The 11,348-nt window shown below is 71.1% G+C and carries 10 protein-coding genes and 1 pseudogene; 3 read left to right on the top strand and 8 right to left on the bottom strand.

Annotated elements, in window-relative coordinates; all coding sequences use genetic code 11:
- The 5 genes and pseudogenes from MWU57_RS01470 to MWU57_RS01450 all read right to left on the bottom strand — a co-directional run.
- Window positions 1–104: pseudogene (locus MWU57_RS01470) on the bottom strand (superoxide dismutase); the annotation flags it as partial.
- 166 nt (window positions 105–270) lie between these two features.
- Window positions 271–1,977, bottom strand: a complete 1,707-nt coding sequence (locus tag MWU57_RS01465; protein ID WP_246906839.1) for a cytochrome bc complex cytochrome b subunit — start codon at window positions 1,975–1,977, stop codon at window positions 271–273.
- The gene (locus MWU57_RS01460; RefSeq protein WP_243401108.1) at window positions 1,974–3,020 is read right to left on the bottom strand and encodes a ubiquinol-cytochrome c reductase iron-sulfur subunit; all 1,047 of its coding nucleotides are present in this window, start codon (window positions 3,018–3,020) and stop codon (window positions 1,974–1,976) included. Before MWU57_RS01460 ends, MWU57_RS01465 begins: the two co-directional genes overlap by 4 nt.
- Entirely contained in the window at window positions 3,017–3,799 is a 783-nt protein-coding gene (locus MWU57_RS01455) for a c-type cytochrome (protein ID WP_106269312.1), read from the bottom strand. Before MWU57_RS01455 ends, MWU57_RS01460 begins: the two co-directional genes overlap by 4 nt.
- 70 nt (window positions 3,800–3,869) lie before the next feature.
- Window positions 3,870–4,523, bottom strand: a complete 654-nt coding sequence (locus tag MWU57_RS01450; protein ID WP_246906838.1) for a heme-copper oxidase subunit III — start codon at window positions 4,521–4,523, stop codon at window positions 3,870–3,872.
- 202 nt (window positions 4,524–4,725) lie between these two features.
- Here MWU57_RS01450 and MWU57_RS01445 point away from each other — a divergent pair, with 202 nt between their 5' ends.
- The gene (locus tag MWU57_RS01445) at window positions 4,726–5,115 is read left to right on the top strand and encodes a response regulator transcription factor (protein WP_106269314.1); all 390 of its coding nucleotides are present in this window, start codon (window positions 4,726–4,728) and stop codon (window positions 5,113–5,115) included.
- Window positions 5,116–5,173: 58 nt separating this feature from the next.
- Complete coding sequence (trpD, locus tag MWU57_RS01440; protein ID WP_246906836.1) at window positions 5,174–6,238, top strand: anthranilate phosphoribosyltransferase; 1,065 nt, start codon at window positions 5,174–5,176, stop codon at window positions 6,236–6,238.
- A 66-nt stretch (window positions 6,239–6,304) separates the two neighbouring features.
- On the opposite strand, the gene MWU57_RS01435 is transcribed toward trpD, so the two are convergent.
- From MWU57_RS01435 to MWU57_RS01425, 3 genes are read right to left on the bottom strand one after another with little or no spacing between them, the layout of a single operon-like run.
- Window positions 6,305–6,586, bottom strand: coding sequence for an Lrp/AsnC family transcriptional regulator (locus MWU57_RS01435; protein WP_106269315.1), 282 nt, complete (start codon window positions 6,584–6,586; stop codon window positions 6,305–6,307).
- Complete coding sequence (locus tag MWU57_RS01430) at window positions 6,580–8,340, bottom strand: DEDD exonuclease domain-containing protein (protein WP_246906834.1); 1,761 nt, start codon at window positions 8,338–8,340, stop codon at window positions 6,580–6,582. Before MWU57_RS01430 ends, MWU57_RS01435 begins: the two co-directional genes overlap by 7 nt.
- Window positions 8,341–8,375: 35 nt before the next feature.
- Window positions 8,376–10,184, bottom strand: a complete 1,809-nt coding sequence (locus tag MWU57_RS01425) for a long-chain fatty acid--CoA ligase (protein WP_246906832.1) — start codon at window positions 10,182–10,184, stop codon at window positions 8,376–8,378.
- 212 nt (window positions 10,185–10,396) lie between these two features.
- On the opposite strand from MWU57_RS01425, the gene MWU57_RS01420 reads away from it, so the two are divergent.
- Window positions 10,397–11,341, top strand: coding sequence for an ROK family glucokinase (locus MWU57_RS01420; RefSeq protein ID WP_106269422.1), 945 nt, complete (start codon window positions 10,397–10,399; stop codon window positions 11,339–11,341).
- Window positions 11,342–11,348: the final 7 nt, after the last annotated feature.

Below are 11,348 nucleotides of genomic sequence, written 5' to 3'. Positions count from 1 at the left end.
GTGGCGTGGTGCTTGTCGTGGTGCAGCTCCATGATCTTGCCGCTGATGTGCGGCTCGAGCGCGCTGTAGTCGTAGGGCAGATCCGGCAGCGTGTAGACAGCCATGCTCATGTACCTTCCGTTGTCGGGTTCGCGCACCGCGTGGGTGCGCGACGGTGCGGCGCCGATCCGGCGGACGTACCCGCCGGTGCAGGATAGACAGAGACCCGCGCACCTTGCCCGCCGCGGCGGACGAAGATGCGCGGGTCTGTCGACTATCCGCTCAGGAGACTCAGTGCTCCCGCTCGGCGTTCTCGGCCCCCGAGACCAGCTCGGGGGAGTGCTGGGCGGACTCGATCTCGTCGTGCTCGCCGTGCGAGTGCGCGGCGGCGAGCTCAGCGGGCGTGACGGGCTCGACCCGGTCCTCGTAGAAGAACCGCGACAGCTTCTGCCAGCGCTTGTCCTTCTTGTAGCCGGGCCGCTTGACGCCACGGGCGTCCGTCGCGGGCTCGATCTCGAGGGGCTTGTAGGCGTCGTAGTTGACGCGCAGCCACCGCTCCTGCTCGTCCAGGGGGCGGTGCACCTCGATGTACTCGCCGTTGGCGAACCGGACGATCCGACCCGTCTCGTGCCCGTGCAGGACCAGCTCGCGGTCCTTGCGCTGCAGTCCGAGGCAGATCCGCTTGGTGACCCAGAACCCCAGGACCGGACCGACGAAGAACAGGATCCGGAACGCCCACGTGATCTGGTTGATCGACATCCCGAAGTGGGTGGCGATGAGGTCGTTCGAACCGGCGAGCGCCAGGATGATGAACGCGGTGAGGAAGGCCACGCCGAGCCCCGTGCGCACCGGCACGTTGCGAGGCCGGTCCAGCACGTGGTGCTCGCGCTTGTCGCCGGTGACCCGCGCCTCGAGGAACGGGTAGACGAACAGGAACGTGAACAGCAGGCCAGGGACGACGACCGCGGGGATCAGGACGTTCAGCGGCAACGTGTACCCGAAGATGACCCACTCGGTCCCGGCCCCTGGCATCAGCCGGAGCGAACCCTCGAGGAAGAGCATGTACCAGTCCGGCTGTGCGCCCGCACCGACCGGCGACGGGTCGTAGGGACCGTAGTTCCACACGTTGTTGATGCTCATCGTCGCACCCATGAGCGCCAGGATGCCGAAGACGATGAAGAAGTTGCCGCCCATCTTGGCGATGTACACCGGGAAGAGCGGGTAGCCCACGACGTTCTTGTGCGTGCGGCCGCCACCGGGGTACTGCGTGTGCTTGTGCAGCACCATGAGGAACAGGTGGACGCCGATCAGCGCGAGGATCAGCGCCGGCACGAGCAGGATGTGCACCGTGAAGAGGCGCGGGATGATGTGCTCGCCGGGGAACTCGCCACCGAAGATGAAGTACGACAGGTACGAGCCGATGACCGGCAGCGACTTCACCACGCCGTCCGTGATCCGCAGGCCGTTGCCGGACAGGACGTCGTCGGGGAGCGAGTAGCCGGAGAACCCGGCAGCCAGGCCGAGGATCATGAGGACCGTGCCGACGAGCCAGTTGATCTCGCGCGGCTTGCGGAAGGCGCCGGTGAAGAAGACGCGCATCATGTGGACCACGATCGAGGCCATGAAGACCAGGGCCGCCCAGTGGTGGATCTGCCGCATGAGCAGCCCGCCACGGACCTCGAAGGACAGGTCCAGCGTCGAGGCGAAGGCCACGGACATCAGCTGGCCCTGCATCGCCTCGGGACCGGCGCCGTGGTACTCGATCAGGGCCATCGACGGGTCGAAGAACATGGTCAGGAACACGCCGGTCAGCAGCAGCACGACGAACGAGAAGAGCGCCATCTCGCCGAGCATGAAGGACCAGTGGTCGGGGAAGACCTTGCGGGCGAACTCCTTGACCGCGCCTCCGACGGAGGTGCGCTGGTCGAGGTAGTCGGCCGCCTTGCCGGCGGGGGTCGTCGGCGTGTCAGCGGTGGAGGGGCTGGTGTCGGTGCTCACTTCAGGCGCTCCCAGTAGCTCGGGCCGATGGGCTCGGCGAAGTCGTCCTGTGCCACGAGATAGCCCTCGTCGTCGACGGTGATGGGCAGCTGGGGCAGGGGACGGTTCGCAGGACCGAAGACGACCTTGGCGCCGTCGGCCATGTCGAAGGTCGACTGGTGGCACGGGCAGAGCAGGTGGTGCGTCTGCTGCTCGTAGAGCGCCACGGGGCACCCGACGTGGGTGCAGATCTTCGAGTACGCGACGATGCCGTCGTACGACCAGGTCTCGCCCTCGGGCGACTGGTCGGACCGGAGGTCCTCCGGGTTGAGACGCACCAGGAGCACCACGGCCTTGGCCTTCTCCGTGATCCACTCGTGCGACTGCATCTCCTCCTGGGAGGCCTCCGGGATGACGTGGGCCGCAGAGCCCACGGTCAGGTCGGCGGCCCTGATCGGACGACCGGTCGGGTCGTACGCGAGGCGCTTGTTGCGCTCCCAGAGGGTGTGGCGGAACTTCGAGACGTTCCAGTCGCCGCCGACGCTGGAGATCAGCGGCACGGCGAACGTGAGGGGGAACAGGGCGAGCGCGGAGACCGCGGCACCCTTGAGGACGCCGCGGCGCGCGATGCCGGAGTCCTCGACGCCGTCGGCCAGGTGCTGCACGGCGACCTGACGCACCTCCGGCGAGCTCGCGAGCGTGTGGCGCTCGTCCACGTGCTCGTGGTCGCTCATGAGCGACTTGGCCCAGTGGATCGCGGCGATGCCGATGCCGAGCAGGGAGATCGCCATGGTGACGCCCAGGAGGGCCGTCGACAGGCGGGTCCCGGCGGTGGTGCCGTCGGGCCGGACCGCGAAGTAGACGACGACGCTGGCGATGGCGCCCACGCACGAGATCCCGAAGATCAGCGCGATGAGGCGCTCGTTGCGCTTGGCCGCCTGCGGGTCGACGTCGGTCAGGCGCGACCGGTGGGCCGGGACGCCCGGGTCCTCGAACCGCTCGGGGTGGGCCGCGGTGTCCCGGGCCGCGACGTCCTGGCCGGGGGTGTTCTGGTTGTCGCTCACGAGGACTTCGCTCCGATCCACACAGCAGCACCGATCATCAGCCCGAGGCCGACGACCCATGCCCAGAGGCCTTCGCTGACGGGGCCGAGCGACCCGAGGGTCAGGCCTCCGGCTGATCCGTCACGCTGCTCGACGAGGTACGCGATGACGTCGCGCTTCTCGTCGGGGGTGATGTTGGCGTCGTTGAAGACCGGCATCGACTGCGGGCCGGTCAGCATCGCCTGATAGATGTTCTGCTCCGAGACCTCGTCCAGCGGCGGAGCCCACTTGCCCTCGGACAGTGCACCGCCGGCGCCGACGGCGTTGTGGCACATCGCGCAGTTGGTGCGGAACAGCAGGGCGCCGTTGGCGGAGTCCCCGAGCTCGGCGTCGACCTGCTCCTCCGTGGGGATCGCCGGACCGGCACCGAGCGAGGCGACGTACGCCGCGAGCTGGGCGGTCTGCTCCTCGTTCATCTGGGGCGGCTTCTGGGCAGCCTGCGGTCCGCTCATCTGCATGGGCATGCGGCCGGTGGAGACCTGGAAGTCGACCGCCGCGGCACCCACGCCGACGAGCGACGGGGCTTCCGGGGTGCCCTCGGCGTTCGGACCGTGGCACGTGGCGCAGTTGGCCTGGAAGAGCCGCTGGCCCTCCTCCACGTCGGTCGCAGTGCTGGCGGTCTCGGCGGTGGCCGGACTCGGCGCCAGGACGGCGTACACGCCGCCCGTGACCAGCAGCGCCAGCAGCAGCAGCACGACCGGAGCGGCCCGGTGGTGCCGGCGGGCGGCGAGTGCCTTCACGAAAATGTCCTCGTCTCGCAGGTGGGTGGTGCAGGGTCAGGAGCGGGGCGACGGGAGTGCCGCCCGGAGATCACTTCAGGATGTAGATCACCAGGAACAGCGCGATCCACACGACGTCGACGAAGTGCCAGTAGTAGGACACCACGAGCCCCGTGGTGACCTCGTGGTGCGTGAACCGCTTGGCGCGGAACGAGCGCCCCAGCAGGAACAGGAAGGCGATCAGACCGCCGACCACGTGCAGGCCGTGGAACCCGGTCGCCAGGTAGAAGACCGACCCGTAGGCGCTGGACGAGATCGTCAGGCCCTCGTGGACGAGCTCGGCGTACTCGAAGATCTGGCCGGAGACGAAGAACGCGCCCATGAGGAACGTCAGCGTCATCCACTCGTTCATGCCCCACCTGCTCACCTGGAGCAGCGAGCCGGTGCGGACCGGCTGGAAGCGCTCCGCGGCCAGCACGCCGGCCTGGCAGGTGATCGACGAGGCGACGAGGATGCAGGTGTTGATCAGCGGGAAGACCAGAGAGACGTGCGCCGCCTCGGCATTCCACTCCGCCTCCGGCAACACGGAGCGGACGGTGAAGTACATGGCGAACAGGCCGGCGAAGAACATGAGCTCGCTGGCCAGCCACACGATCGTCCCGACCGAGATGGTGTTCGGTCGGTTGACGGTCACGTGCTGGTGGGCGTGGGGGGCAGCAGCCGTTGCAGTCGACACATCAGCCATTATGGCTGACGTGAGGCGGGTTCGAGGACCCGGGGGGTGCGGATGGTGGAGATCAGGTTCACGGAATCTGCAGAATCATGCCGTCTGAGGCGCTGTTCGTGACGGATCGAGCGAGACTGCCACGAAAAGACCACGCACCATCGCTGACCGAGGTGACGCACCTGTGCCACGATGCCACCAAACGTCTGCGAAGGGATGCTCGATGACTACCGGCCCCCGTGTCCTGCTGTACAGCGACGACGCCACCGTGCGCGAACAGGTGCGGCTCGCCGTCGGACCCCGCCTCGGTGCGGGCGCCGCCGAGATCGCCTGGACGGAGGTCGCCACCCGCGACAGGCTCCTCGCCGCGGCCGACGGCCGCCGGTTCGACCTGCTGATCCTCGACGGCGAGGCGGACAAGGCCGGCGGGATGGGACTGTGCCGGCAGCTCAAGAACGAGGTGTACGCCTGCCCGCCGGTGCTCGTCCTCACCGGACGGGCGCAGGACGCCTGGCTGGCATCATGGTCGCTCGCCGACTCCGTGGTGCCGCGACCGCTCGACGCCTTCGCGGTGCAGCGCGCGGTGGCGGAGACGTTGTCGCAGGCCGCCTGAACCCTCCGTCCCGGCCCACCAGCTCCTGACCCCTGACCTCCCGCCGAAAGTGACCACCGTGCCGACGAACGTCCCGACCGACCTGACCTGGCCCGGCGTGCTCACCGAGCTCGTCGCCGGCGCCGACCTCACCGCCGAGCAGACGGCGTGGGCCATGGACCAGGTGATGTCGGGCGAGGTCCCCCCGACCCGCCTGGCCGGGTTCCTGGTCGGGCTCCGGGCCAAGGGGGAGACGGCGGCGGAGCTCGCCGGCCTCGCGGACGCCATGCTGGCGCACGCGATCCGGATCGAGGTCGCCGGTCCGGCGGTCGACCTGGTCGGCACGGGCGGCGACCGGCACCACACGGTCAACATCTCCACGATGGCGGCCGTGGTCGTCGCCGGGACCGGTGTCCGCGTGGTCAAGCACGGCAACCGCGCCGCCTCGTCGTCGTCCGGATCGGCGGACGTCCTCGAGGCCCTCGGGGTGCGGCTCGACCAGCCCGCCGAACGTGTCGCCGCGATCGCGCACGACGTCGGCATCACCTTCTGCTTCGCCGGGATGTTCCACCCCTCGATGCGCCACGCGGCGACCGCGCGGAGGGACCTGGGGATCGCCACGGCCTTCAACTTCCTCGGTCCCCTGACGAACCCGGCCCAGCCGCGTGCGACCGCCGTCGGCTGTGCCGACGCCCGGATGGCGCCGCTGATGGCCGGCGTCTTCGCGGAGCGCGGCACCAGCGCCCTGGTCTTCCGCGGCGACGACGGGCTCGACGAGCTCGCCGCCACCGGCGGTGCCTCGGTCTGGGAGGTGCGCGACGGCGAGGTCTCGGAGCAGCGTTTCGACGCGGTGGCGGAGCTCGGTCTGGATCGTCTGGAGATCGCGGACCTGCGCGGCGCGGACGCCGTCCACAACGCCCAGGTGGCGCGGGAGGTCTTCACGGGGACCGATCAGGGTCCTGTCCGCCAGACGGTCCTGCTCAACGCGGCGGCCGCCCTCGTGGCCGACGGCACGCTGCCGGGGACGGCGGACGGCACGCTCGCCCAGCGGCTGGCGGCCGGCGTCGAGCACGCCGCGCGCAGCATCGACGACGGGGGTGCCGCCGACGTCGTCGAGCGGTGGGTGGCGGCGACCCAGGCCTGACGAAGCCTGGCGGGTCCCCGACCGCGCGTGAGACTCGGTCTCGCCGCTCTCGTCAGCCGACGACCGTCAGTCGTCCAGCCCGAGCGCGAACGCCTGCTCGAGCTCCACGTTGGAGTACGCCCGGAACGCGATGAGCGTCTCGGTGCGGAGCACGCCGTCCACCTTGCTGATGCCGTCGGCGATGACGGTCGCGAGGTCGTCGTGCTCGTCGACCCGCACCATCGCGACGAGGTCGGCCTTGCCGGTGACCGAGTAGACCTCGCTCACCCCGTCCAGGTTCGTGACCTGGGTGGCGACCTCGGGGATACGGTCCGGGACGGTGTCGATGAGGACGATCGCGGTCAGCATGGCGCCATCGTATCCGCGCCGCCGAGGGCCAGCGCGACCGACGCCGACACGTCGTCGAGGTCGGCGTGCGCCAGCGCCGAGCGGACCGGGCACGTCCAGGGCCCGGAGACGTGCACGAGACGCACGTGCGGCTGGTCCAGCCAGTCCAGGACGAGGGCTGCCTCCTCCGGGTGGCAGGCAGGAGCCGGCGGCTGGGCGGGTTCGACGACCTCGGCCGTCGCCCGCAGGGCGTCCACGACCGGCAGCGGGTCCTCGCGCGGCCCGGTCACCGCGGTGCCGGCGAGCCGTGCGTGCCGGACGACGACGATCTCCCAGCCGCCTGCCGCCGTCGGGCGCGCCGCGACGAGCTCGGCGCACCGGCTCAACGGGTCCATGCGTTGCGTCCGGGCGGCCGCGCGGACGAACGCCCGCAGCCGGGCCGTCACCTGGCCGGCTTCCTCGAAGCGTTCCTGCCCGGCGAGCCGCGCCACCCGTTCAGCGAGGGCTCGGACGACGGCACTCGGGTCTCCCGTCAGCGCGGTGCGGGCCTGCTCGACCAGCGCCCGGTACCCGGTGTCCGGACCGGTGGTGGCGGTGCACGGTGCGGAGCAGCGGCCGAGACCGGCCAGGGCGCACGGGCTGCGGGGCGAGCGCGCGACCGCAGGCAGGCGCTGGGTGCACTGGCGCAGCGCGATGGCGTCGTGCATCGCCTCCACGGCTGCGGTCGCCGTCCGGCGCGAGGTGAAGGGTCCGATGTGCGGGACGTCGCCGCGGACCTCGGGCACCACCGACAGCCGCGGGTAGGGCTCGTCGGTCAGGCGCACCCACGTCTGGCGCTCCGGGTGCTTGGAGCGTCGGTTGTACCGCGGCGCGTGCTCCGTGATGAGGCGCAGCTCGCGGACCTGAGCCTCGAGCGGTGTCGCGCAGACGACCGGGGTCACGGCATGGGCGATCCGGACCATCTCGGTGATCCGGCGCCGCTTCTCCGCGGCCGTGAAGTAGGAGCGCACGCGCTTGCGGATGTTGGTCGAGGTGCCCACATAGAGCACCTCCTCGTCCGGTCCCCGGAAGAGGTACACGCCGGGTGCGCTGGGCAGCCCGTCGGCCAGGGTCGACTTGCGCCGGACGTCGGCAGGGACAGGGTCCGCTGCGGTGGCGAGGTCCTCGAGGTGCGTCACGCCGAGCGGTGCGAGGCGCTCGAGCAGGGCGTGCAGGACGTCGACCGTGGCGCGGGCGTCGGCGAGGGCCCGGTGGTCGGGGGAGGTCTGTGCCCGGAAGAGCCGCGCGAGCGTGGCCAGCTTGTGGTTGGGCGCCTCGTCACGAGGGACGACCCGGCGGGCGAGGGGCAGCGTGTCCACGACGTCGAAGCCGGGCCACGCGTAGTCCAGGTCGGCGCACGCCGCCCGCAGGAACCCGATGTCGAACGGTGCGTTGTGGGCCACCAGCACGCAGCCGTGGGCGAACTCGAGGAAGCCCGGCAGCACCAGCTCGATGCCGGGGGCGGTCGAGACCATCGCCGTCGTGATCCCGGTCAGCCGGGCCACGAACGCCGGGACCGGCCGACCGGGGTTCACCAGCGACTGGAACTCGCCGAGCACCTCGCCGCCCCGGACCTTGACGGCGCCGATCTCCGTGATCCCCGCGTCGTTCGCCCTGCTGCCGGTGGTCTCCAGGTCCACGACCACGAACGTCACGTCCCGCAGCGGTGTGCCGATGTCGGCGAACGAGGGCTGGACGGCCGTCGCCGGAGGCTGCGGCGCTGGTGCGATCGACATGGCGGGGACGCTAGTCCCCGCCACCGACAGCCGTGTCAGGCCGGGGACTGGTCCCGGTCGTCCACGTAGAGGGCGTCGACGTCGGCGGAGAAGTCCGCCATCACGACGGACCGCTTCACCTTGAGGGACGGCGTCAGGTAGCCGTTCTCGACGGTGAGGTCCTCGGGCAGCAGGGAGAACTTGCGGATCGACTCGGCGCGCGAGACGGCCCGGTTGGCGCGGGTGACGGCGGTGTCGAGCGCGGCCAGGACGTCGGCGTCCGTGCGGGCCTGCTCGACGGTCATCTCCGGCTTGTCGTGCATCTTGAGCCAACCGGGCAGGCCCTCGGGGTCGAGCGAGATGAGCGCCCCGATGAAGGGGCGGTTGTCGCCCACCACGACGCACTGGCTGACCAGGGCGTGGGCCCTGATCCGGTCCTCGAGGGCGGCGGGAGCGACGTTCTTGCCGCCCGCCGTCACGATGATCTCCTTCTTGCGACCCGTGATGGACAGGAACCCGTCGTCGTCGAGCGCGCCGAGGTCGCCCGTGCGGAACCACTCGCCGTCGAACGCCTCGGCGGTCGCCTCGGCGTTGCCGTGGTAGCCGCGGAAGACGTGGATGCCCCGGAGGAGGATCTCGCCGTCGTCCGCGATCTTGACGCCGCACCCGGGAAGCTGTGTCCCGACGGTCCCGATGCGGTTGGCGGCGGGGCGGTTGACGCTGGTCGGCGCGGTGGTCTCGGTCAGGCCGTACCCCTCGAGGATGGTCAGCCCGATGCCGCGGAAGAAGTGACCGAGCCGTTCGCCGAGCGGCCCGCCGCCCGAGACGGCGTACCGCGCCTGACCGCCCAGCGCGTGCAGCAGCTTGCCGTAGACGAGCCTGCCGGCGACCTTGTGCTGGAGGTTCAACCAGAAGGAGGCTCCACCCGTGTCCTGGGCTCGCGACCACTCGATGGCGGTAGCCGTGGCCCACTGGAAGATCTTCAGCTTGCCGCCGGCGGCCGCCTTCTGCTCCGCCGAGTTGTAGACCTTCTCGAACACGCGGGGGACGGCGAGCACGAACGTGGGCTTGAAGGTGCCCAGGCCGGTGGTGACGGTCTTGACGTCCGCCCAGTGCCCCAGCGTGCTGCCACCGGCGATCGCGAGGATCTCGATGAAGCGCGCGAACACGTGCGCCAGCGGCAGGAACAGCAGCGTGCGCCCCCCGGCGGCGAAGACCTCCGGCACCGCGGCGACGGCGTTGGTCGCCAGCGAGGCGAAGTTGCCGTGGGTCAGCTCCGCGCCCTTCGGGCGGCCGGTGGTGCCCGAGGTGTAGATGATGGTGGCGACGTCGTCCAGACCCGCGAGGCCGCGACGCCGGGTGATCTCGGCGTCGTCGACGTCCGCGCCGGCCGCGGTCAGCTCGGCGACGGCGCCGTCGTCGATGGAGAGGACCTCGCGCAGCGTCGGTGCCGAGCCCTGGATCCCGTGGACCACGGCCGCCAGCTCGGCGTTCTCGGCGACGAGCACCGTGACGCCGGCGTCGGTGACGATCCACTCGACCTGCTCGGGCGACGAGGTCTCGTACACCGGGACGGGGACGGCACCGGCGGCCCACGCGGCGAAGTCGAGGAGCGTCCACTCGTAGCGGGTGTGCGACATGATGCCCACCGGGTCGCCGGGCTGCACGCCCTTGGCGACGAGCCCCTTGGCCACGGCCACGACCTGGGCGTCGAACGCGGCGCTGCTCAGGCTCTCCCAGCCGTCGCCGGCGGGGCGTTCGACGATCGTGGCGTCCGGGTCGTCCGCGACCCTCCTGGTGAGGAGGTCGTTGAGGTTCGACGTCGGGGGCAGCTCCACGAGCTGCGGGGTGATGATCTCGTCCATGCTGACTCCAGTGGCAGGGCTCGTCCGTGGCGGTCACGATACCGGGTCGCACAGGCTGGTCGGACACCCTCGCGCACCATCTGGTGGACGGTACGCCCACGGCGGTCCGCGGTCGGTAGTCTTGTCCCCGGCGCGCTCGGGCGTGCCGACCCGTGTCGGTGCGGCGGAACCCCCCGTCCGACGTCCCCGAGATCGAACGTGAGGTCAGACGCATGCACGCCATCGGAGTCGACATCGGCGGAACGAAGATCGCCGTCGGGGTCGTGGACGAGGCCGGTCGCATCCTGGCCAAGGTCCGGCGGGACACCGCCGCCGACGACGTCGCGAGCATGGACCGCGCGATCGCCGACGCGTGCACGGAGCTGGCCAAGGAGCACGAGATCGGGGCGATCGGGCTCGCCGCGGCCGGCTTCGTCAGCCCTGACCGCAGCTCCGTGCTGTTCGCGCCGAACATCGCCTGGCGCGAGTACCCGCTGGCGCAGAAGGTCTCCGAGCTGGTCGACCTCGACGTGCCGGTCGTGGTCGAGAACGACGCGAACGCCGCCGGCTGGGCGGAGTTCCGGTTCGGGGCGGCCCGCGAGGCGTCCGACATGCTGCTGCTGACGATCGGCACCGGCCTCGGTGGCGCCATCGTCGTGGACCGCGAGCTGGTCCGGGGCAAGTGGGGCGTGGCGGCCGAGGTCGGGCACATGCGCGTGGTCCCCGGCGGGCACTACTGCGGCTGCGGGCACGAGGGGTGCTGGGAGCAGTACGCCTCGGGCACCGCGCTCGTGCGGGACGCACGCCAGGCGGCGACGGCGACGCCGGAGCGCGCCCGTCGGCTCGTGGAGCTGGCCGGTGGGGACCCCGACGGCATCACCGGTCCGCAGATCACGCAGGCGGCGCAGGACGGCGACGAGCTGTCGATCGAGCTGCTCGCCACGCTGGGCCGGTGGGTCGGCGAGGGGTCGGCGTCGGTCGCTGCCCTGCTCGACCCGGAGCTGATCGTCCTCGGCGGTGGCGTCGGTGCGGCTGGCGACCTGCTGCTCGCGCCGGTGCGCAAGGCGTACGAGGCGCAGCTCTCGGCGCTCGGGCACCGTCCGGTGGCGCAGATCGAGCTCGCTCAGCAGGGCAACGAGGCCGGCATCATCGGTGCCGCCGACCTGGCGCGGCGCTGACCTGGCC

The sequence above is a fragment of the Isoptericola sp. S6320L genome (assembly GCF_023015685.1).
Taxonomy (GTDB): domain Bacteria; phylum Actinomycetota; class Actinomycetes; order Actinomycetales; family Cellulomonadaceae; genus Isoptericola; species Isoptericola halotolerans_A.
Note: the sequence above shows the minus strand (reverse complement) of the source record. Positions and strands in the feature narration are given on the sequence as shown.